Below are 22,434 nucleotides of genomic sequence, written 5' to 3'. Positions count from 1 at the left end.
CCCCCGGAACTCCCTCGAAACGCCCCCGGAACGCCCTCGGGCCCGGCTTCCCCTGCGCGCGGAAGCCGGGCCCCGCCCGTTCAGCCGGAGAGGCGCCCGGCCGCCTCCTCCTCGGTGAGCGCGTCGATCTCGGCGATCAGCAGCGCCTCGATCCGGGCCGCGAGGGCGGCCGGTGTGCTGCTCTCGAACACATCGCGGATGGGGATGTCGAGTCCGATCCCGGCCCGGATCCGCGCGGCGACCCGGGTGACCAGGAGGGAGTCCCCGCCGAGCGCGAGGAAGTCGTCGAACACCCCGACCCGCGGGACTCCGAGGACCTCCTGCCACAGGTCGGTGACCAGCTGCTCGGCGTCGGTGCGCGGCGCGACGTAGCCCGCGCCGGCGGCCGGCCCGGGGTCGGGCAGGGCCGCGAGGTCGGGTTTGCCGTTCGGGGTCAGCGGCAGCCGGGCCAGGGTGAGCACGGTGTCCGGGACCATGTAGGCGGGAAGCCGCAGGGCGAGGTGCTCGCGCAGCTCGGCCGGTCCGGGCTCGGCGCCCGGGCACGGGACGGCGTACGCCAGCAGTCTCCGGCCGTCGCGGACCAGCACGGCGGCCTGGGCGACGGCCGGGTGCGCGGTCAGCGCGGACTCGATCTCCGCGGGCTCGATCCGGTAGCCGCGCAGCTTCAGCTGGGCGTCGCCGCGCCCCAGGAACTCCAGCCGGCCGTCCGCCCGCCACCGGGCGCGGTCCCCGGTGCGGTACATCACGCCGCCGAGGAACGGATCGGGCACGAAGGCGGTCGCGGTGAGGTCGGGCCGGCCCAGGTAGCCCCGGGCCAGGCCGCTGCCGCCGATGTACAGCTCGCCCTCGGCTCCCCGGGGCAGCAGCCCGCCGCGCTCGTCCAGCACGTGCAGCGCGACCCCGGGCAGCGGGCGGCCCAGCGAGGGCCGGCGCTCGGTGTCGGCGGCCGTCAGCTCGGCCGCGGTGACGATCACGGTGGCCTCGGTGGGGCCGTAGGTGTTCACGAGTCGGACGGCGTCCCCGTGCCGTCGGCGCCACCGGGCGACCGTGTCGGCGCGCGCCTCGGAACCGCCGATGACCACCAGGCGCAGTGCCTCCGGCCAGCGGGTCTGCTCGCCGAGGCCGACGAGTTCCTCCCAGTAGGCGGTCGGCAGGTCGAGCACGGTGACGGACCGGCCGGACGGGCCGTCCAGCAGGTCGGGCAGGGTCCGGCCGCCGCCGGGCAGCAGCACGACGCACGCCCCGGCCGCCAGGGCCGGCCAGAGCTCCTCCACGTGGGTGTCGAAGCCGAGGGAGGCGAACTGGACGATCCGGTCGGCGGGGCCCAGCGCGTAGCCGTCCGGGCCCGTCATCCAGTCGATCCGGGCGGACACCGCCGGGTGGTCGACGGCGACGGCCTTCGGTGTGCCGGTGGATCCGGAGGTGTAGAGGACGTAGGCCGGGCCCCGCGGGTCGGGCGGGGCGAGGTCGGCGGTACCGGCGCCCGGCAGGTCCGCACCGGTGAGGGTGAGGACGGCGTCGGCCTCGCGGACCATCAGGGCGCGGCGGTCCTCGGGGTGGGCCGGGTCGAGCGGGAGGTAGGCGGCGCCGGCCTTCCAGATCGCGGTCAGGGCGACGACCAGGTCGAAGGAGGGCGCCATCGACACCGCGACCACCCGGCCGGCCACCGGGCCGAGCCGGTGCGCCAGTTCGGTGGACCGCCGGTCGAGTTCGGCGTAGGACAGCGTCCGGCCGTCGCAGTCCAGGGCGGGCGCGTCCGGCCGCGCGGCGACCTGGTCCGCGAACCGCTCCAGCACCGTCCGCACGGTGGCGGGAGCCGTCGGCCCCGCGCCCAGGGCGAGCAGCGCCGCCCGCTCCCGCGCTCCGACGAACCAGTCGCCGTGCAGGGGGAGTTCCGGGTCCTCGACGATCCGCGTGTACAGCTCGTGGCACCGGCCGCCGAGCGCCTCGACGGTCTCCCGGTCGAAGAGCTCGCGGTCGTAGCAGAAGGAGAGCGTGATGCCGCCGTCGGCGGTGCGCCAGCTGTCGAGCAGCAGGTCGGTCTTGGCCTGCTCGAAGCCGGAGTCCATGCTCGTGGTGCGGACGCCCGCGGGCAGCGCGGGTCCGCCGGAGCCGTCCGCGAGGTCGTTCTGGCTCTGGTGGACGAAGACGGCCTGGTAGAGCGGTCCGGCTCCGGTGTCCGCGGGCAGGCCGAGGTGGGCGGCGAGCCGCTCGGCCGGGGCGTCGGGACGGCTCAGGGCGGCGAGCACGGCGGACCTGGTCCGCTTGAGCACCCCGCGGAAGTCGGGCTCCCCGGTCAGGTCGGACCTGATCACCGCGGTGCGGTTGAAGTAGCCGAGCAGCGCTTCGTGCGCCGCCTCGGTGCGGCCCGCCAGCGGGGTGCCGACCACGAAGTCCCGGCAGCCGGTCCAGCGGGCGAGCACGCACTGGTAGCCGGTGAGCAGCACCATGAACGGGGTGCACCGCTCCTGGCGGGCCAGCCGGTCGAGGGCGGCTGTCAGCTCGGGGCCGAGGTCGACGGTGACGAAGCCGGCGGGTCTGGTGGGGTCCGACGGTCTCGGCCGGTCGAACGGGAGACGCAGCGCTCCGGTGCCGGCGAGCCGGTCCGCCCAGAACCGGAACGCCTCCTCGCCCGCCTCCCCGCCGGTCCTGGCCTGTTCGGCGCGGGCGAAGTCGCCGTACTGCAAGGGTAGTTCGGGCAGCTCGGCCGGTGCCTCGCCGATCGCCTCGCGGTAGAGGGCCAGCAGTTCGCGCCACATCGTGCGGAAGGACCAGCCGTCGGCGACGATGTGGTGGACGACGACGCTGACCGCGTGTTCCCGCTCCCCCGCGCTGATCAGGGTCGCGCGCAGGGGCGGCGCGGCGGCGAGGTCGAACGGCGCGTTGACGTACGGGCGGCAGGCGTCGGTGAAGTCCGCCTCGGTGGCTCCCTCGGGCAGGCGGAGGGTGACCAGGTCGATCGCGGCGGGGGGCTGGACCAGCTGGACGGGCTCCGCGGCCTCGGGGTCGTCGTACCCGAAGCGGGTGCGGAGGATCTCGTGCCGTTCGGCCAGCCGGCCGAGGGCGGTGCGCAGGGCCCGCGGATCGATCGGCCCGGTCCAGCGCCGGTTGAGGTACATGTTGAAGCCGGCGTCGTCCGGGTGGAGCTGCTGGAGGAACCAGAGCCGGCGCTGTTCGGCGGTCAACGGGTGGGTGGCGGTGGTGGTCACCGGACGGTCACCTCGGTCTCGGAGCGGTGCGGGAGGGTGGGCGCGGCGGCGGCGTCGGCGTCGGCGTCGCCGGACGGCCGGGCGGTGCCGGCGGCCCGGTCCTGGATGGCCTTCAGGCCGACCAGGTCGTCGGGCTCGGCGTCGGGGACGTCCCGGTCGAAGTGCCGCAGCACCGGGACGGCCAGGCAGACCAGCGCGAGGGCGGCCATGGCGAGGCCGAACAGCAGGTAGAGCAGTCCGATGCCGCGGCCGTCGCCGGTGCCGATGAGCCGGCCGACGGTGGAGGCGAGCGCGCCGCCACGGTCCATCAGCGGTTGGAGGAGTCCGGGGCCGAAGGGGGCGACGACGGCGAACCCGACCGGCAGGGTCGACCAGGCGACCATGGTGTTGACCGCGATCACCCGGCCGTGGAAGCGCAGCGGCACCTTGGTCTGCACGATGGTCGCGTAGGCGCCGTTGAGCAGAGCGAGCGCGAAGGTCATGCCGAACGCGCCGAGGGCGACCGTCCAGATCGACGGGCGCAGCCCGGTGAGCAGGCAGGCCCCGGCGACCGCCAGGGTGGCGAGCAGCACCCCGCGCAGCTTCCGTCGGCGCGGTCCGCCCCAGGCCACCAGGGTGATCCCGCCGAGCACGGCGCCGAGGCCGGCCGCCGTGGACACCCAGCCGGCCGCGGAGAGCGGGGCGAAGGAGAGCACGAGCGGGGTGGTGAGCAGGAACAGCGGGGAGAGGAAGACGTTCAGGACCGCGAAGTACAGCAGCATCGCGCGGAAGTGGCTGCTGCCTAGGGCCCGTCGGAAGCCTTCGCGGATCTCGGCGGGAATGCTCTCCCGCCGGGTGGAGCCCATCACGTCCGGGAAGCGCACAGCGAGGGTGACGCCGATGGCGACCGCGTAGCCGGCCACGTCGAGGGCGAGGATGCCGCCGAGTCCGATGGCGGCGAGCAGGCCGACGGCGAACAGCGGGACGAGGAACTGGGCGAGGCCGAAGGCCATCTGGACCACGCCGTTGGCGCGGCCGAGGTAGCGCTTGGGGACGAGCTGCGGCACGGCCGCGTTCCAGGCGAGCCGTTGGAAGGAGAGGGCGGCGGACAGCACGGCGACGAGCGCGTAGGCGTGCCAGACCTCCAGTCCGCCGGTGGCGTACAGCAGGAGCAGGACGACCTGGGTGAGGCCGGCGGCGAAGTCGCCGAGGAGCATGGTCCGGCGCCGGTCGCCCCGGTCGACGATCGCTCCGGCGATCGGGGCGGCGAGGATGCCGGGCACCAGGCCGCAGGCGGCCAGCAGCCCGAACTGGGCGAGGGAGCCGGTGCGCAGGTAGATCCAGACCGGGAGGGCGAACTCGGTGAGCGCCGATCCGATCATCGACACCTGCTGCCCGGAGGCGACGGTGAGGAAGCGGCGCATGGTCGGGCGGACGGGCGCCTGCGCGTCCTGCGCGTCCTGCGCGACCGGCCGTTCGGCGTCCCGGGAGAGCCCGGCGAGCCACCAGGTGGCGCCCTCCGTCCGGCGGTGGCGGTCCTCCTCCCCCGCGGCGATCGACCGGTGGACGCCGGTGACGACGGCCGCGAGCTCGGCGGCCCGGTACTTGAGGTAGAAGTGGCCGGCCTCGTCGAGGACCACCACGGCGGTGGTGTCGGCGATCCGGTGCCACTCGCGGAAGCGCTCCTGGTAGAACTCGGTGGCCGGGTCGCGGTCGCCGCAGACCGCGATCACGGGGGCCTTGATCCGTCCGCCCTCGGTCCCGAACATCCGGGTGAAGTACCGTTCGACGTCCTTGGTGCCGGTACGGCGGTTGCGGACGATCAGCCGCAGCTGCTCCGGGTCCAGGTCGTCGGTGTCCATCCCGGCGGCGGCCAGACCGTTGATCATGTCCTGGTCGCTGCGCATCCGGTCGAGGAGTTCGGCCCAGCGCTCGCCGACGGCCGCGCCGCGTCCCCTGGGGCGGGCGAAGGGGAAGATGCCGCCGAGGTGGACGGCGTCGATCTCCCGGCCGGCGGCCTCGACCCGGCGGGCGATCTCGACGGCGAGGCGCACGCCCACCCCGCAGTGCCCGTACAGCACGATCCGGCCCTCGACGCCCTCGACGATCTCGCGCGCGCACCGGTCGGCGACCTCGTCGACGTCCATCGGTTCCTCGCCGAGTTCGTGGCCGGGGACGGCGATGGAGTGCAGCGCCCAGTCCTCGGGCAGGGCGTCGGCGAGCGGCTTGTAGATCAGCGCGCTGCCGCCGCCGTAGGGGGCGCAGACGACGCTCGCGGCGGTGCGGCGGCGTTCGGGGGTGAGCCGGTGCAGCAGCCCCTGCGGACCCCGGTCGGCGCCCGGGTCGGTGACGAGCCCGGCGAGCTGCCGGACGGTCGGAAAGCGGAAGAGGTCCATCACGCCGACCGGGGTCGGCAGGTCGGGAAAGGTGCGGCGCAGCCGGGCGACGACCTGGGTGGCGAGCAGCGAGTGCCCGCCGATCTCGAAGAAGTCGTCCAGGGCGCCGACCTTCGCGACGTCGAGCACCTCGGCCCAGATCGCGGCGATCAGCGTCTCGGTGTCGCCCTCGGGTTCGACGTGTCCGGCGGCCGGGGCGGTGTCCTCGGGTTCGGGCAGCGCCTTGCGGTCGACCTTGCCGTGGGCCAGCAGCGGCAAGCGGTCGAGGACGACGAACCGGGCGGGGACCATGTAGTCCGGCAGGACCTCGCCGAGCGTCACCCGCAGTTCGGCCGCGGCGGGGACGGCCGCACCGGCCGCGCGTTCGAGGTAGGCGACGAGGTTCTGCCGGATCCCCTCGCCGCGGACGGTGACGAAGGCCTGGGTGACGCCGGGCAGCGCGGTGAGCGCGGCCTCGATCTCGCCGGGCTCGACCCGGTAGCCGCGGACCTTGATCTGGTCGTCGGCGCGGCCCAGGTACTCCAGCACGCCTCCGCCGGCCTCCGGCCGCCAGCGGGCCAGGTCGCCGGTGCGGTACATCCGGCCGCCGGCGAAGGGGTCCTCGACGAAACGTTCCGCCGTCAGCTCGGGACGGCCCAGGTAGCCGCGGGCCAGCCGGTCCCCGCCGAGGTACAGCTCGCCGGTCACGCCGGGCGGCACCGGCCGCCGGGCCGCGTCCAGGACGTAGCAGCGCGCGCCGGCGAGCGGGGTGCCGATCGGGGTGTTCCCCGGGCCGTGCTCCCCCGGCAGGACCTCGTGGACGGTGACGCCGACCGTCGCCTCGGTGGGGCCGTAGTGGTTGAACACCGCGCAGTCGCCCCGGCCGGCCAGGTCGGCGGCCCAGGCCCAGGACGAGGCCTCCCCGCCGAGCACCAGGGCGCGGCGCGGCAGCAGGCGTTCGAGCGGGGCGTCGGCGGACAGCGCGGCCAGGTGGGAGGGCGTCATCTTGAGGTAGTCGAGCGCCGACGCCTCGATGTGCGCGGCGAGTTCGGCGCCGGCGATGCGCCGCGGCAGCAGGTGCACCCGGCCGCCGGTGGTGAGCGCCAGGTAGAGCATGGTGATGCTGAAGTCGAACGACAGGGACTGCAGCAGCCCGTAGCGGGCGCCGGGCTCGATCCTCAGCCGTTCCCGCACGCCGGCCAGGTAGTTGAGGATCTCGCGGTGCTGCACCGCGACGCCCTTGGGCTGTCCGGTGGAGCCGGAGGTGTAGATGACGTAGGCGAGGTCGTCCGGCCCGGACGCCTCGGCGAGCGGCGCGTCCTGCGGCACTCCGTCCGGCGCGGGGTCGGCGCGGTCCACCAGCAGCTCCGCGCCCCCGTACGCGGGGAACCGCTCCCGCAGCTCCGTGTCCGTCACCAGCACCCGCACGTCCGCGTCGGCCACCAGGTGGGAGAGCCGCGCGGGCGGCTGCTCCGGGTCCAGCGGCAGGTAGCAGCCGCCGGCCTTCAGCACGGCGACCAGGGCGACCGCCAGGTCCGGGGACTGTTCCAGGCACACCGCCACCCGGTCGTCCCGGCCGACGCCCAGGGCCCGCAGCCGCCGGGCCAGGGCCGTCGCCCGCGCGTCGAGTTCGCGGTGGGTGACGGTGGCGTCCTCGAAGACCAGCGCGGGGCGGTCGCCCGCCTGCCGGGCCGCCGCCGCGAGCAGCGCGGTCAGCGTTCCGGGCCCGTCCTCGGGGAGCTCCGGGCCGGCCGCCCACTCCTCGACCAGGTCGCGGTGCTCGGTGCGGGTCGTCACCGGCAGGTCCTCGACGGCCCGGTCCGGATCGGCCGTGGCCGCCGTCATCAGGACCTCGAAGCGCTCGGTGAGCCGTCGCACGGTGTCGGCGTCGAAGAGGTCGGTCCGGTAGGTGATCAGTCCGAAGAGCCCGCCGTCCTTCTTCTCCCGCAGGTAGAAGGCGAGGTCGGAGTGGCTCGTGGTGGCGGCGTGCCCGAAGCCCTCCGCGCCGGCGGCGGGTGCGGTGGGGGCGGCGCGGTCGCCGTAGTTCTGGAACGCGAAGGTGGCCTGGAACACCGCCGAGCGGCTGACGTCCCGCTCGATGTCCAGGTCGGCGACCATCTGCTCGAAGGGCACCTCCTGGTGGGTGTAGGCGTTCAGCGTGGTCTCCCGCACCCGGCCGACCAGCTGTCCGAAGGTGAGTCCCTCCTCCAGCCGGGCGCGGATCGGCAGCATGTTGACGAAGGCGCCGACCACCGCCTCCAGTTCCCGGTGGAGACGGCCGGCCACGGCCGAGCCGATCGCGAAGTCCCGCTGGCCGGTGTGCCGGCCGAGCAGCACCTGGAGCCCGGCCATCAGCACCATGTACGTCGAGGCGCCGCGGGCGCGGGCGCACTCGGCGACGGCGCGGGCGAGTTCCGGGCTCCAGTGCAGTTCCACGGCGGCGCCGTCGAAGGTGAGCAGCGGCGGCCGGGGCCGGTCGACGGGCAGTTCCAGGGCGGGGACGTCGGCGAGTTCGGTGCGCCAGTAGTCGCGGGAGGCGGCCAGGGCACCGCTGTCCAGCCGGTCCCGCTGCCAGCGTGCGTAGTCCCCGAACTGGACGGGGACGGGCGGGAGTTCGTGCTCCGCGCCGTGGGCGTACCGGGCGTGGAGCAGGTCCAGTTCGCGGTTGAGGATGTCGATCGACCAGCCGTCGCCGACGATGTGGTGCATGACCAGGGCGAGGACGTGGTCCTCGGCGGAGAGCCGGACGAGCAGGGCGCGCAGCAGCGGCCCGGTGGCGAGGTCGAAGGGTCTGGCGACCAGCGCCCCGATCTCGTCGGCGGCTCTTCGGCCGGGGTCGGGATCGTCCGAGGCGTCCACGAACGCGGCGGCGAAGGGGCCCGGTTCGGCGACCAGGACCTCGGCCCTGCCGTCCTCCGTGACCGGGAAGGTCATCCGCAGGCCCTCGTGCCGTGCCACCAGCGCGGCCAGCGCGGTGTCCAGCGCCGAGCGGTCCAGCGGGCCGCGCAGCCGCCGGGCCGGGGCGAGCGTGTAGGCCGTCCCGCCGGGCGAGAACTGGTCCATGAACCAGAGCCGTTCCTGTCCGCTGGACAGGGGCGGGGCGCTGCCCTCCGGGCGGGGCTCGACCATCCGCACCGGGGCCGCGGCGCCGCGCAGGCGCTGGGCGAGGAGGGATCGTTTGGTGGCGGACCAGCCCGCGGGCAGGTCCTGGGTGTCGGTCATCGGCAGTCCGTTCGGGCGTGGAGCGGGGAGGACGCGCAGGGGCGGTCGGCGGCGGTCAACGCCGCTCTCGCACGACGGCGGCCAGGGCGGCCGGGGTGGAGGCGTCGAAGATCAGGTCGAAGGCGAGCTCGACCCCGTAGGCGGCGCGGATCCGGGCGGTGATCTGGATGATCGTCAGCGAGTGTCCGCCGTGGTCGAAGAGGTCGTCCTCGGGGCCGAGGCCGGAGACGCCCAGGACCTCCTCCCAGATCGCCAGGACGCCCGCCGTGACGTCGTCGGCCTCCGCCGCTCCCGCGGCCCGCGCGCGCGGCGGGTCGGGCAGGGCGCGCCGGTCGAGCTTGCCGCTCGGGGTGAGCGGCAGGCGGTCGAGGGTGACGAACTGCCGGGGCACCATGATCGCGGGCAGGGTGCGCAGCAGGTGGTCCCGCAGGTCCGCGTCGGGCAGCGGTGCGCTGCCGGGAGCGGGCACCCGGTAGCCGACGAGGGCGGGCTCCCCCTCGGCCTGCTCGCGGACGGCGACGGCCGCCGCGGCGACGGCCGGGTGGTCGAGCAGCGCGGCCTCGATCTCGCCGAGTTCGATGCGGTGGCCGCGGATCTTCACCTGGTCGTCGATCCGGCCGTGGAACTCCAGTTCGCCGTCCCGCGTCCACGCCACGAGGTCGCCGGTGCGGTACATCCGGCCACCGGCGAACGGGTCACCGACGAAACGTTCCGCCGTCAGTTCGGGCCGCCCCCGGTAGCCGTCCGCGAGGCCGTCGCCGCCCAGGTGGAGCTCTCCGGGGATCCCGATCGGCACCGGGAGGCCGTCGGCGTCCAGGACGTACGCCCTGGTGTTGGCGACCGGCCGGCCGATCACCACGGCGTCCGGCTCCGCGGGGACGTCGGCGCAGGTGGCGTAGATCGTCGCCTCGGTCGGGCCGTACCCGTTGATCAGCCGGCCGAGGGAGCCCCGGAGCTCGCGGGCCAGCGGAAGCGGCAGCGCCTCCCCGCCCACGATCCCGGTCAGCCCGGCCGGCAGCGGCCCGGCGCTGAGCAGCACGCGCCAGCCCGAGGGGGTCGCCTGCAGATGGGTCACGCCCTCCCGCCGGATCAGCCCGACGGTGCCCGGCGCGTCCAGGGCGGCGCCGTCCGGCGCGAGGACCAGCCGGCCGCCGGTGACCAGCGGCAGCAGGATCTCCAGCCCGGATATGTCGAAGGAGAGCGAGGTCAGGCCGAGCCAGACGTCCTGCGGTCCCGAGCCCAGCCGCTCCGCGAAGGAGGTGAGGAGGTTCACCAGGGCCCGGTGCCCGATCTCCACGCCCTTGGGCCGCCCGGTCGAGCCGGAGGTGTACAGCACGTAGGCGAGGTCGCCGGGCGGGGCCGGCTCCGCCCCCGGGGCCGTCGGTTCCGTGCGGCCGCCGCCGAGGCGCAGGACGGCCGGTGCCGCCGCCACCACGTCGGCGGCGGGCTCCCGGTCGGCGACCAGCAGGGCGGCGCCCGAGTCGGCGAGCAGGAACGCGAGCCGCTCGGCGGGGTGGCCGGGGTCGAGCGGCAGGTAGGCGGCGCCGGCGGCGTGCACCGCGAGCAGGACGGCGGGCAGGTCGGCGGAGCGCTCCAGGTGCAGGGCGACGACGTCACCGCGGCGGACCCCGGCCCCGGCCAGGACGGCGGCCAGTTCGTCGATCCGCTCCACCAGCGCGCGGTAGGTCAGCCGCTCGGTGCCCGCGCCGACGGCGACGGCGTCCGGCGTCTCGGCGGCCCGCTCCCGCACCAGGTCCAGCGCCGTGCGCTCGCGCGGGTAGGCCCGGGCGGTGGCGTTCCACTCCTCGGTCACCAGGTGCCGCTCGCACTCGCCCAGCAGCGGCAGGGCGCTCAGCGCGGTGTCGGGCGCGGCCGTCGCGGCCTCCAGCAGCGCCGTCCAGTGCCCGGCGATCCGGTCCACGGCGTCCGGCGACAGGACCGCCGGAGCGTACTGGAGCGAGAACGCGATCCCGTCGGCGGTGTCGACCGCCTGGAGGTGCAGGGTGTTGCGGGCGGCGCCGTTGAACACCGCGCGGTCCACCCGGACGGTGCTTCCCGGGAACACCGGGTCCGCGGCCGCGCCGCGCCGGTAGCCGAACGACACGGGGGCCAGCCCGGCGCGCGGTGTGAGGCCGCCGACCGCCGCGCCGAAGGGCACCGGGCGGAACGGGTAGCCGCCACGGACCTCGGCCCGCACGGCCCGGGCGAAGGCGGCGAAGGACGTCCGGGCGGTCACCCCGGCCGGTGCGTGCACCGGCAGCTCGTTGACGAACAGCCCGATCTCCCCGGCCTGTTCGGGGGTCCGGACGGACAGCGGTACGGCGACCGGGACGGCCTCGCCGCCGTAGCGCAGCAGCAGGGCGTGCAGGGCGGCGAGCAGGAACTCGAAGACGGTGACGCCGCAGCGCTCGGCGGCCTCGGCCAGCTCCGCCCGGCCCCGCGCGTCGATCCGCCACGCGTCGGACCCGCCGGACGCCGGGGCCGTGACGGCGTGCGGCAGTCCCGGGAGGACGGGCTCCGTCGCCGCGGCCCACCGCGGGCCGTACCAGTCGGCGGCCCGGCGGACGAGGTCGGGGTCGGGCGGGGAGAGGGGCGCGGACGGGATCCGGTCGGCGGCCGGGGCGGCCTCGCCCACGGCCTGCGCGTAGGCCGCGGCGAGCTCCGCCACCAGGACGTCCTTCGACTCCCCGTCGAAGACCGCGTGGTGCGCGACGGCCAGCAGTTCCGCCGCCTCACCGCTGCCGCGGTAGAGGGTGAACCGGGCCAGGGGGCCCGCCTGGAGGTCGAACGGTCGTGCCGTCTCCTCGGCCAGCCGCTTCTCCCGGCCCCGCGCGCACTCCTCGGAGGCGTCGACCAGGTCGAGGACCGGGGCGGGGCCGGGCTCCAGCACGAGGCTGCCGTCGCGTTCCACGAACACCCGGGACAGGGCGGGGTGACGTGCCGTCACCGTCGACACGGCCCGGGCGAGGGCCTCGGCGTCGACCCGGTCGAAGGAGAGCAGGACGGGCATGTGGAACACCCCGTGCGCCTGGCCGAGGCGCTCGGTGAACCAGACGCCCCGCTGGAAGGGCGAGGCGGGCAGGGGGAGGGAGTGTGGCATGTGCGGCTCGATTCGGCAGTCGGTGAATGGCGCGTTCCCCGTGGCCGGGCGCCGACGTGGCCGGCGCCGCGGATGCTCTGGCGACCCGGCCGCCGGGTGGCGTCCGACCGGCCCCCGGCCGGCCGACGGGCCGCTCCGGCCTCGACCCTCCCGGCCCGCAGATCCCCCCTGCGCACGACCGGTTCGGAGCCGGTCCTCTCCCCCGATGAAAAAGACCGATCTTGGTCCAGACCTGCCGAGAGGTTGGCAGAGATGCCCACCGCCGTCAAGGGTCGTCCACCCCGCTGACAAAGGCGTCATGAACGCGTCCAGCCTGCGGGAATGCCGTCCCGGCAGGCCTTCTGATCGTTCGTCATCGTCGTACCGCCCGCCGACCGGACCACGGGGCACCGACGGCCCCGCACCCTCGCCCGGCCACGCCCGCCCGGGGCGCGCCGCCCCGGCGCCACCCCGGCGGGTCCGCGTGGCGCCGCGGAACCGCCCGGCACGGGCTCCGGATCAGGCGAGCGGGCGGCAGAGCAGGGCGGCCGGGGCCCCGTACTGGAGGCGCTGCCAGGTGGAGGCGACACCGGCCAGGTACTCGCCGTCCGCGCACTGGCCCTTGTAGCGGCCCGGCGCCCAGTCGCTCGCCACCGAGCCGCCGGCGGCGGGCCGGTTGTCGCCCCGGTCGAACCAGAGGGTGCGGCCGTTCAGCGGCAGCGGGGCGGCCGCGGGTGCGCACAGCAGGGCGGCCATGCCGTTGCCGCGCACGCCGTAGCCGACCGCGAAGGTGCGGTCGGGGCACTGGAGCTTGTCGTAGCCGGACGCCCAGTCGCCCCCGGTGACGTAGCGCTCGTCGGTGACGGTGGTCCAGTCGCCGCTGCCGGCGGCCGGTTCACCCGCGTCGGTGCACAGGGCCCGGCTGTCGCCGCGGGCGAGGGCGGTCAGCCGCTGGCCGTCCGGGCAGTTGCCCTTGCGGTTGCCCGGGCTCCAGTCCGCGCGGGCGAGCATCCGCCGGGAGAGGTCCTGGTCGCCGTGGTCGAGGGCGAGCATGTTCCAGTGGGTCACCGCGGGCACCGGGCCGCTCGCCGCCGGGGCGTCGATCAGCCTCGTCCAGTCGGCGGCCCGCCAGTCGCCGGGGTCGGTGAGGCCGGTGCGCCTGCCGTCGGGGCCGTAGGAGAGCAGCGCCCAGCTGTCCAGCGGGCGGCCGGTGGTGTCGGCCCAGCCGACCAGCGGCCAGACGGCGAAGTCGGTGTCCTCGCGGACCAGGATGTCGGTGAACGCGTGCAGCCAGGCCTGCTCCTTGGCGTCGGTCGAGCCGCGGCCGCCCGCGCCGAACTCGCTGATCCACACCGGGGCGGTGAAGTGCTGCCCGGCCCCGGTGACGAACAGCGCCTCGTCGTCCACCACCCGGGCGAGCTGCTCGGGGGTGAAGTCCTGGTAGCGCGGGTCGGCGGTGGATCCCGGACCGCTGCCCGCACCGGTGTTGGCCGGGCCGGTGTAGGCGTAGAAGTGCGCGGAGTAGACCAGCTTCCCGGAGTCGATCAGCGTGTTGGAGAGGTTGCGCACCGGGGTGAGCATCGGGCGGCCGTGGCTGAACCCCGCGGCGGGGACGCCGTACCAGTTGATGCCCTCCATGACGACCAGCAGGTCCGGGTCGGCCCGGAGGATGCGGTTGCCCGCCTCCTCGAAGGCGGCGTACTCGTCGTGGGCGTCGCCGAGGCCCCAGTTGGGGTCGTCCCAGACGTCCCGGCGGACCTCGTTGCGCAGGTCGGCGCCGACCACCCGCTTGTCGGCCTTGTAGCGGTTCACCATGAACAGCCAGTCGTCCTCCCACTGCGCGGTCGACTGGCCGCTGTTCCAGCGCTCGTTGCCGTCCAGGCCGCAGCAGAAGCGGTAGCTCGTGGTGTGGTTGTTGAGGATCACCGCGAAGCCGTCGGCGGTGAGCGCGGCCACCACGGCGTCGAAGACCTGGAGCGGGGTCCGGCCGCGCAGCTGGGGGTTGGCGGCGACGGCGGAGTCCGGGACGGGGACGGTGTCGTGGATCATCGCGTTGGCGAACGGCAGCCGGATGCTGTTGACGCCGAGCCCGTGGAAGTCGGCCAGCAGCCGGGCCACCGGCACCCGGTCCAGGCCCAGCGGGATGTTGTGCGACACCTGCCCGGCCTGGTTGTTCGCCGGATCGTCGGCGCTCCCGCTGCCCTGCCAGGTGCCCTGCGCGCCGGCCCAGTTGGCGGACTTCAGCTTGAAGCGCTCGCCGTTGGCGTCCACCACGTAGCGCCCGCGGGTGCTCAGCGGTCCGGTCCAGGACGCGGCCGGCCGGGCCCCGGGTCCGTCGTCCGGCGCCGCGACCCCGGGGCCCGCCGCCAGGACGGCGAGCACCGGCAGGGCCGCGGCCAGGGCGAGCAGGCGCGCCGCAAGACTCTTCATCATCGTCCCCGCTGTGGTGAGGTGGCTCGGGCCGTGACCGGGCGCACCGGCGCCGTCGACGGGGGACGACGATATGACGGAACCCCGGGCGCGGGAAGGGCGCGTGCCGTCCTCGCGGGGAAATCCGGGTGAACGTCAGCGGACGCGCCGCAGGACGCGGCGCACCCGGGGCCACCGCGACGCGGCGGCGAGGAAGCCGGCCGCCGTCAGCAGCCAGGCGCCCGCCGCGATCCACAGCAGCACCCGGCCGAGCGGGCGCAGCCAGTCCACCCCCGTCGCGGTCGCGGCGGTCAGGGCGGCGACGGCGGTCATGCCGAGCGGGAACACGGTGGCCCAGCGCCGGAGGTCGTAGTCCGGGCGCGGGTTGCGCAGCTCCGCCGCCAGGAGGACGGCGTAGCCGGCGAGGGCCAGGCCGAGCAGCACCCAGGTGGCGATGCGCAGGGCGTCGTGGAGGCCCGGCGTCCGGTCCGGCAGGGCGGTGAGCTTGCCGGCGGCGAGGGCCGAGATGGACAGCGCCCCGGCGATCACCCACTGGTCGCCGGCCCCGGTGAGGACCTGGCGGAGGTCGAAGCGGACCAGGGCCCCGAGGTAGAGCAGGAGGCCGAGGCAGAAGGCGGCGAGCGCGGCGGGCGCCAGCAGGTCGGGCCCGCCGGCCGGGGCGACGGTCGCGGCGAGGACGGCGAGCGACTGGGTGGAGACACAGACCAGGAAGACCGCCCCGGGCATGCCGCGGCGCCAGTGGCGCACGACGGAGGCCAGCAGGAACGGCCAGGCCAGGGTGGCGAGGGCGAGCAGCGCGAGGGCGGCGCCCTGTTCGCCGAGCAGCGAGATCCGGGTGCCGAGGACGCCGGTGGAGGCGACGGCGGTGAGGGCGGGCGGGGTGGCTGCCTTGAGGGTCCATTCGCCGCGGGCGTTCAGGAAGGTCAGGGCGAAGGCCGTGGCGAGCAGCGCCCAGAGGCCGGCGGCGAGGGCCAGCAGGACGTACGAGAGCACCTCCTGCCCGGTCAGGTGGAGGCCGACGGAGACGATCCCGGTGGCCATCACCGCTGCCCCGGCCGCGGGCGGGACGGTGCTCCACCACCCGTTCCGGGCGTCGGGGCGCGCGCTCCGGGGGCTGGTCGCAGAGTTCATGTGCCCATTCGAGCGGAACTCCGGGCGGGGAGGCCGGAGCCGCCACGCCGGTGCCGCCGTTGTGATGGTTCGTCCGCTTCGTCCGCATAGCTTGGTCCCCGGTCGATCCGTGGGCAGCAGTGGTCAGGAGTCCGTCATGGCTGAGTCGACGTCGGAACCGGGAGAGCTCCTGCTGCGGGCCGGGCGGTTCTTCCGCCCGGGCAGGGCCGCCGCCGACCTGCACCGGGTGGAGGTCGAGGGCGGCCGGGAGGGCGACGCCTTCTACCGCGACCGGTGGAGCCACGACAAGGTCGTGCACTCCACCCACGGGGTGAACTGCACCGGGTCGTGCCGCTGGAAGGTGTACGTCAAGGACGGCATCATCACCTGGGAGACCCAGGCGACGGACTACCCGTCGGTGGGCCCGGACCGCCCGGAGTACGAGCCGCGCGGCTGCCCGCGCGGGGCGGCGTTCTCCTGGTACACCTACTCGCCGACCCGGGTGCGCCACCCGTACGTCCGCGGGGTGCTGCTGGAGCTGTACCGCGAGGCGAAGGCCCGGCTCGGGGACCCGGTACTGGCCTGGGCGGACCTCCAGGCCGATCCGCGGCGCCGCCGCCGCTACCAGCGGGCCCGCGGCAAGGGCGGCCTGGTGCGGGCGACCTGGGACGAGGCGGTGGAGATCGTCGCCGCCGCCCAGGTGCACACCATCAAGGCGTACGGGCCGGACCGGATCGCCGGCTTCTCCCCGATCCCGGCGATGTCGATGGTCTCCCACGCGGCGGGCGCCCGCTACCACGCGCTGATCGGCGCGCCGATGCTGTCGTTCTACGACTGGTACGCGGACCTCCCGGTGGCCTCCCCGCAGGTGTTCGGCGACCAGACCGACGTGCCCGAGTCCGGCGACTGGTGGGACGCGGCGTACCTGCTGATGTGGGGCTCGAACGTGCCGGTCACCCGCACCCCCGACGCGCACTGGATGACCGAGGCCCGCTACCGCGGTCAGAAGGTCGTGGTGGTGGCGCCCGACTACGCCGACAACGCGAAGTTCGCCGACGAGTGGCTGCACCCCCACCCGGGCACCGACGCCGCGCTGGCGATCGGCATGGGGCACGTCCTGCTCAAGGAGTTCTTCGTCGACCGCGAGGTGCCCTTCTTCACCGACTACGTCCGGCGGTACACCGACCTGCCGTTCCTGGTCACGCTGGCCGAGCGGGACGGCGGGTACGTGCCGCACAAGTTCCTCCGGGCGGCCGACCTCGGCGACGGGGGCGAGGGCGCGGACTGGAAGACGGTGCTGCTGGACGAGGCCACCGGCGAACCCGCCGTCCCGGGCGGATCGCTCGGCTTCCGCTGGACACCGTCCGGCGAGGGCCGCTGGAACCTCGACCTCGGCGCGTTGCGGCCCGCCCTGTCCCTGCACGGACGCGCGGGCGAGGCCGTCGAGGTGCTGCTGCCGCGCTTCGACACCGAGGGCGGCGAGCACGGCCAGGGGCGCGGCGAGGTGCTGCGCCGGGGTGTGCCCGCCCGCCGCCTGGGCGGCGCGGACGGGCCGCTGGTGACCACGGTCTTCGACCTTCTGCTCGCCCAGTACGGGGTGGGCCGCCCCGGCCTGCCCGGTGACTGGCCCACCGGCTACGAGGACGCCGAGGCGCCCGGCACCCCCGCCTGGCAGCAGCGGCACACCTCGGTGCCGGCCTCGGCCTGCGCCCGGATCGCCCGCGAGTTCGCCACCACGGCGGAGAAGTCGCGGGGCCGCTGCGTGATCCTGATGGGCGCGGGCACCAACCACTGGTTCCACTCCGAGACGATCTACCGCTCCTTCCTGGCGCTGCTCCAGCTGACCGGCTGCCAGGGCCGCAACGGCGGCGGCTGGGCGCACTACGTCGGGCAGGAGAAGTGCCGCCCGTCCACCGGCTGGGCGACGCTGGCCGGGGCCGCCGACTGGGCCCGCCCCGCGCGGCAGGCCATCGGCACCGGCTGGTTCTTCCTCCACACCGACCAGTGGCGCTACGACCACTTTCGCGCCGAGGTGCTCGCCTCCCCGCTGGGCTCCGGGGCCTTCCGGGGGATGACCGCCGCCGACTGCCTGGCCCAGGCCGCCCGCACCGGCTGGATGCCCTCCTACCCGACCTTCGACCGCAACCCGCTGGACCTCGGGGACGCCGAGGACCCGGTGGCCTCCGCCGTGGCGGAGCTCGGGGCCGGGACGCTGCGCTTCGCCGGCGAGGACCCGGACGCCCCCGGGAACTGGCCGCGGGTGCTCACCCTGTGGCGCTCCAACCTGTTCGGCTCCTCCGCGAAGGGCGCCGAGTACTTCTCCCGGCACCTGCTCGGCACCCACTCCGGACTGCGCGCCGCCGAGGCCCCCGAGCCGGTCCGTCCGCGCGACGTGCGCTGGCGCGACGAGGCCCCGGAGGGCAAGCTCGACCTGCTGCTCTCGCTGGACTTCCGGATGACCTCCTCCACCCTGCTGTCGGACGTCACCCTGCCGGCCGCCACCTGGTACGAGAAGCACGACCTGTCCAGCACGGACATGCACCCGTTCGTCCACGCCTTCGCCCCCGCGATCGACCCGCCCTGGCAGGCCCGGACCGACTTCGACGCCTTCCACGCCATCGCGCAGCGGTTCAGCGAGCTCGCCGTCACCCACCTGGGCACCCGCCGCGACCTGGTCGCCACCGCGCTCCAGCACGACACCCCCGGCGAGACCGCCCAGCCCGGCGGCACCGCCCCGGACTGGCGGGCCGGCGACTGCGCACCCGTCCCCGGGCGGACCCTGCCCGGTCTCACCGTGGTCGAACGCGACTACACCGCGGTCGCCGCGAAGATGGCCGCCCTCGGGCCGCTCGCCGAACGGCTCGGCCTGCCCGCCAAGGGCATCGCGCTGCACCCGGACGCCGAGATCGCGGCCCTGGCCGCGTCCAACGGCACCGCCCGGGGCGGGGCGGCGGACGGCCGCCCGCTGCTGGACACCGCCGTGAAGGCCGCCGACGCGATCCTCGCACTGTCCGGCACCACCAACGGCCGCCTCGCCGTCCAGGGCTTCCACACCCTGGAGCGGCGCACCGGGCAGCCGATGGCGCGGCTCGCGGCCGAGCACGAGGGCAAGCGGGTCACCTACGCGGACACCCGGGCCGCGCCCGTCCCGGTGATCACCTCGCCGGAGTGGTCGGGCAGCGAGGCGGGCGGGCGGCGCTACACCGCGTTCACGCTCAACACCGAGCACCTCAAGCCCTGGCACACCCTGACCGGCCGCCAGCACTTCTTCCTCGACCACGACTGGATCCACGAGCTGGGCGAGGCCCTGCCGGTCTACCGTCCGCCGCTGGACATGCACCGGCTGTTCGGCGAACCCCGGCTCGGCCCGGACGGGCAGCGGGAGGTGACGGTCCGCTACCTGACCCCGCACAACAAGTGGTCCATCCACTCCGAGTACCAGGACAACTGGTTCATGCTCGCGCTCTCCCGCGGCGGCCAGCTGATCTGGATGAGCGACCGCGACGCCGCCGCCATCGGCGTCGCCGACAACGACTGGATCGAGGCGGTCAACCGCAACGGCACGGTCGTCGCCCGCGCCGTGGTCTCGCACCGGATGCCGCCCGGCACCGTCTACCTGCACCACGCCCAGGACCGCACCGTCAACGTGCCCCGGACGGAGCGGGAGGGCCGGCGCGGCGGCGTCCACAACTCGCTCACCCGGATCCTCCTCAAGCCCAGCCACCTGATCGGCGGCTACGCCCAGCTGTCCTGGGGCTTCAACTACCTGGGGCCGACCGGAAACCAGCGCGACGAGGTCACGGTGATCCGCCGCCGCTCCCAGGAGGTGCAGTACTGATGCGCGTGATGGCACAGGTCGCGATGGTGATGAACCTCGACAAGTGCATCGGCTGCCACACCTGTTCGGTCACCTGCAAACAGACCTGGACCACCCGGGCCGGCGTCGAGTACGTCTGGTTCAACAACGTCGAGACCCGGCCCGGCCAGGGCTACCCGCGCCGCTGGCAGGACCAGGAGCGGTGGCGGGGCGGCTGGAGCCTCAACCGCCGGGGCCGGCTCACCCTCACCTCCGGCGGCCGGGTCGAACGGCTGGCCAGGATCTTCGCCAACCCGGTGCTCCCCACGATCAAGGACTACTACGAGCCCTGGACGTACGACTACAACAGGCTCACCGACGCCCCGCTCGGCGACGACTACCCGGTGGCCACCCCGCGCTCGATGCTCACCGCCAAGCCGATGAAGATCGAGTGGAGCTCCAACTGGGACGACAACCTCGGCGGCCTGCCCGAGCACGCCGACGCCGACCCGATGGTCGCCCGGGTCCGCCGGCAGGCCGAGGAGAAGGTCCGGTTCGCCTTCGAGGAGAGCTTCATGTTCTACCTCCCGCGGATCTGCGAACACTGCCTCAACCCCTCCTGCGTCGCCGCCTGCCCCTCCGGGGCGATGTACAAGCGCGCCGAGGACGGCATCGTCCTGGTCGACCAGGACCAGTGCCGGGGCTGGCGGCAGTGCGTCACCGCCTGCCCGTACAAGAAGGTCTACTTCAACCACCGCACCGGCAAGGCCGAGAAGTGCACCTTCTGCTACCCGCGGATCGAGGTCGGCCTGCCCACCGTCTGCTCGGAGACCTGCGTCGGCCGGCTGCGTCACCTCGGGGTCCTGCTGTACGACGCCGACAAGGTCACCGCCGCCGCCTCGGTGAAGAACGAACAGGACCTCTACGAGGCCCAGTTGGGCGTCTTCCTGGACCCGGCCGACCCCGCGGTGCGGGCCGCAGCCGAACGCGACGGCATCACCCACGACTGGATCGAGGCCGCCCGGCGCTCCCCGGTGCACGCCCTGATCGCCCGCCACCGGGTCGCCCTGCCGCTGCACCCGGAGTTCCGCACCCTGCCGATGGTCTGGTACGTCCCACCGCTCTCCCCCGTCGTCGAGGCGCTCACCGCGACCGGCTTCGACGGCGAGGACGCCGGCAACCTCTTCGGCGCCATCGACGCGCTGCGCATCCCCGTCGAGTACCTGGCCGGGCTGTTCACCGCCGGTGACCCCGGGCCCGTCCGCACGGCCCTCGGCCGGCTCGCCGCCATGCGCACCCACCTGCGCGCCCGCAACCTCGGCGAGGAACCCGACCCGGCCGTGCCCGCCGCCGTCGGGCTCACGGCACCGGACATCGAGGAGCTGTACCGGCTGCTGGCCATCGCCAAGTACGAGGAGCGGTACGTCGTCCCCACCGCCGCCCTCGCCGACGCCCGCGCGCTGGAGGAGTCGGCCGTCCCCTCCGAATGCGCCGTCGAGCACCAGGACGCACCGGGCGGCAGCGGCCCGTTCGGGGAGAACTCCGGCCGCCGGGCCCTGCCGATGGTCTCCCTGGAGTCCTTCCACGCGCTGCGCCGCCGCCAGCGCGCCGACCGCGAGGAGGACACCCGATGACCGGCCGAGGACTCCGGATCACCCGCCGGGGAGGCCCGAACAGCCGCGGCGCCCACCGCCGCGCCGTGGTCCGCCAGGCCGCCGCGCTCTGCCTCGTCCACCCGGACGCCGAGCTGTACGAGCGGCTGCCGCTGCTGCGCGAGGCCCTCGCCCTCCCGGGGGTCTTCGCCGGAACCCTCCCCGGGGCCGACGGGCTGCTGCGCTTCCTCGACCACGCCGAACGCATCGGCCCGGCCGCCCTGGCCGAGCACTACGTCGAGGTCTTCGACTTCACCGAGCGCCACAGCCTCCACCTCAGCTGGTGGACCGACGGCGACACCCGGCGGCGCGGCGCCGCCCTGCTCCGGTTCCGCGACACCTACCGGCGCCACGGCCTGGACCAGCTCGACGGCGAACTGCCGGACTTCCTCCCGGTCGTCCTGGAGTTCGCCGCCGCCACCCGCACCGACGACCTGCTGCGCGACCACCGGCCCGGACTGGAACTGCTGCGCCTGGCCCTGCTGGAGGCCGGCACCCCCTACGCCGGCCCGCTCGAAGCCGTCTGCGCCACCCTGCCGGGCCCGAGCCCCGCCGACCGCGCCCAGGCCCTCGCCCTCGCCCGCTCAGGCCCGCCCCGCGAAGAGGTCGGCGCCGGGAGCGGCCTTCCGCCGCACGGGCAGCCGCCGGCGGACGGACCGCTCGCGCCCTACGGACACCTGCACCAGCTCCCCGTGATCACCGGAGACCGCTGATGGACGCCTTCCTGTGGGGCGTGCTGCCCTACCTCGCCTTCGCCTCCCTCGTCCTCGGACTGCTCTGGCGGCACCGCTACGACCGGTTCGGCTGGACCACCCGCTCCAGCGAGGTGTACGAGTCCCGGCTGCTCAACCTGGCCTCGCCCGCCTTCCACTACGGCATCCTCCTCGTCCTCGCCGGACACCTGCTCGGCCTGTTCGTCCCCGCGGGCTGGACGGACGCCCTCGGCATCGACGAGCACGCCTACCACCTGCTCTCGCTGATCGGCGGTACCGCCGCCGGCGTCCTGGCGGTGGCCGGGCTCGCCACCCTGCTCTACCGGCGGCGCACCAACACGCCCGTCTTCCGCGGCACCACGCGCAACGACAAGGCGATGTACCTGCTGCTCTTCGGCGAGATCTGCCTCGGCCTGTACAGCAAACTCACCAACTCCGGCCCGAGCGGGGGCTACGACTACCGCTCCACCATCGCCCCCTGGGCCCGCAGCCTGTTCACCCTGCGGCCCGACACCGGCCTGTGGGCCGGCGTCCCCACCACCTACCAGGCCCACGCCGTGCTCGGCATGCTGGTGATCGCCGTCGTGCCGTACACCCGGCTGGTGCACATGTTCAGCGCGCCGTGGTTCTACCTGTTCCGCCCGTACCTGGTCTACCGCAGCCGCCCCGCCGGGCAGCCGGCCGAGCGCGCGCCGCGCCGCGGCTGGGAGGGCATCGACACCTGAGCCGGCGTCCGGCCGGGCCCAGCAGGCCCAGCAGGCTCCGGCGGGCCCCGGTGGGCCCCGGCGGGCCCCGGCGGGCCGAAATCCCCCAACGGGCTCCGGACGGCCGGCGGGCTCCGTACCATCGAGCCCACGCCCGTACGGCGA

At 75.0% G+C, this 22,434-nt stretch carries 9 protein-coding genes; 4 read left to right on the top strand and 5 right to left on the bottom strand.

Going from position 1 to position 22,434, the window contains the following annotated elements; all coding sequences use genetic code 11:
* Positions 1-80: 80 nt before the first annotated feature.
* From ACFVVA_RS16825 to ACFVVA_RS16805, 5 genes are all read right to left on the bottom strand, one after another.
* On the bottom strand, positions 81-3,209 hold the full coding sequence (locus tag ACFVVA_RS16825) for an amino acid adenylation domain-containing protein (protein WP_387690169.1): 3,129 nt from the start codon (positions 3,207-3,209) through the stop codon (positions 81-83).
* Positions 3,206-8,785, bottom strand: a complete 5,580-nt coding sequence (locus ACFVVA_RS16820) for an amino acid adenylation domain-containing protein (protein ID WP_387690167.1) — start codon at positions 8,783-8,785, stop codon at positions 3,206-3,208. The genes ACFVVA_RS16825 and ACFVVA_RS16820 overlap by 4 nt, the downstream gene beginning before the upstream one ends.
* 55 nt (positions 8,786-8,840) lie before the next feature.
* Positions 8,841-11,885, bottom strand: a complete 3,045-nt coding sequence (locus ACFVVA_RS16815) for an amino acid adenylation domain-containing protein (RefSeq protein WP_387690165.1) — start codon at positions 11,883-11,885, stop codon at positions 8,841-8,843.
* Between the two features lie 498 nt (positions 11,886-12,383).
* On the bottom strand, positions 12,384-14,294 hold the full coding sequence (locus ACFVVA_RS16810) for a glycoside hydrolase family 5 protein (RefSeq protein WP_387690379.1): 1,911 nt from the start codon (positions 14,292-14,294) through the stop codon (positions 12,384-12,386).
* 135 nt (positions 14,295-14,429) lie between these two features.
* The gene (locus tag ACFVVA_RS16805) at positions 14,430-15,425 is read right to left on the bottom strand and encodes a tellurite resistance/C4-dicarboxylate transporter family protein (protein WP_387690163.1); all 996 of its coding nucleotides are present in this window, start codon (positions 15,423-15,425) and stop codon (positions 14,430-14,432) included.
* Between the two features lie 136 nt (positions 15,426-15,561).
* Here ACFVVA_RS16805 and ACFVVA_RS16800 point away from each other — a divergent pair, with 136 nt between their 5' ends.
* From ACFVVA_RS16800 to narI, 4 genes are read left to right on the top strand one after another with little or no spacing between them, the layout of a single operon-like run.
* Positions 15,562-19,242 (top strand): nitrate reductase subunit alpha, encoded by a 3,681-nt coding sequence (locus ACFVVA_RS16800; protein WP_387690161.1) that lies wholly within the window; start codon positions 15,562-15,564, stop codon positions 19,240-19,242.
* Positions 19,242-20,834: a nitrate reductase subunit beta gene (gene narH, locus ACFVVA_RS16795; RefSeq protein WP_387690159.1), complete on the top strand. Its 1,593-nt coding sequence runs from the start codon at positions 19,242-19,244 to the stop codon at positions 20,832-20,834. The genes ACFVVA_RS16800 and narH overlap by 1 nt, the downstream gene beginning before the upstream one ends.
* On the top strand, positions 20,831-21,565 hold the full coding sequence (gene narJ / locus ACFVVA_RS16790) for a nitrate reductase molybdenum cofactor assembly chaperone (RefSeq protein ID WP_387690158.1): 735 nt from the start codon (positions 20,831-20,833) through the stop codon (positions 21,563-21,565). The genes narH and narJ overlap by 4 nt, the downstream gene beginning before the upstream one ends.
* Entirely contained in the window at positions 21,565-22,290 is a 726-nt protein-coding gene (narI, locus tag ACFVVA_RS16785) for a respiratory nitrate reductase subunit gamma (RefSeq protein WP_387690156.1), read from the top strand. The genes narJ and narI overlap by 1 nt, the downstream gene beginning before the upstream one ends.
* The last annotated feature ends 144 nt before the right edge of the window (positions 22,291-22,434 follow it).

Source organism: Kitasatospora sp. NPDC058048 (assembly GCF_042885555.1).
GTDB classification, from domain to species: Bacteria; Actinomycetota; Actinomycetes; order Streptomycetales; family Streptomycetaceae; genus Kitasatospora; species Kitasatospora lactacystinica.
The sequence above is the reverse complement of the archived record's forward strand: the minus strand, read 5'-3'. Positions and strand labels throughout refer to the sequence as shown.

What these genes read in the sequence shown, in the direction of transcription:
- ACFVVA_RS16820 (WP_387690167.1), bottom strand. Translation starts at nt 8,785, where the DNA reads ATGACCGACACCCAGGACCTGCCCGCGGGCTGGTCCGCCACCAAACGA.
- ACFVVA_RS16815 (WP_387690165.1), bottom strand. Translation starts at nt 11,885, where the DNA reads ATGCCACACTCCCTCCCCCTGCCCGCCTCGCCCTTCCAGCGGGGCGTC.
- ACFVVA_RS16810 (WP_387690379.1), bottom strand. Translation starts at nt 14,294, where the DNA reads ATGAAGAGTCTTGCGGCGCGCCTGCTCGCCCTGGCCGCGGCCCTGCCG.
- ACFVVA_RS16805 (WP_387690163.1), bottom strand. Translation starts at nt 15,425, where the DNA reads ATGAACTCTGCGACCAGCCCCCGGAGCGCGCGCCCCGACGCCCGGAAC.
- ACFVVA_RS16800 (WP_387690161.1), top strand. Translation starts at nt 15,562, where the DNA reads ATGGCTGAGTCGACGTCGGAACCGGGAGAGCTCCTGCTGCGGGCCGGG.
- narH (WP_387690159.1), top strand. Translation starts at nt 19,242, where the DNA reads ATGCGCGTGATGGCACAGGTCGCGATGGTGATGAACCTCGACAAGTGC.
- narJ (WP_387690158.1), top strand. Translation starts at nt 20,831, where the DNA reads ATGACCGGCCGAGGACTCCGGATCACCCGCCGGGGAGGCCCGAACAGC.
- narI (WP_387690156.1), top strand. Translation starts at nt 21,565, where the DNA reads ATGGACGCCTTCCTGTGGGGCGTGCTGCCCTACCTCGCCTTCGCCTCC.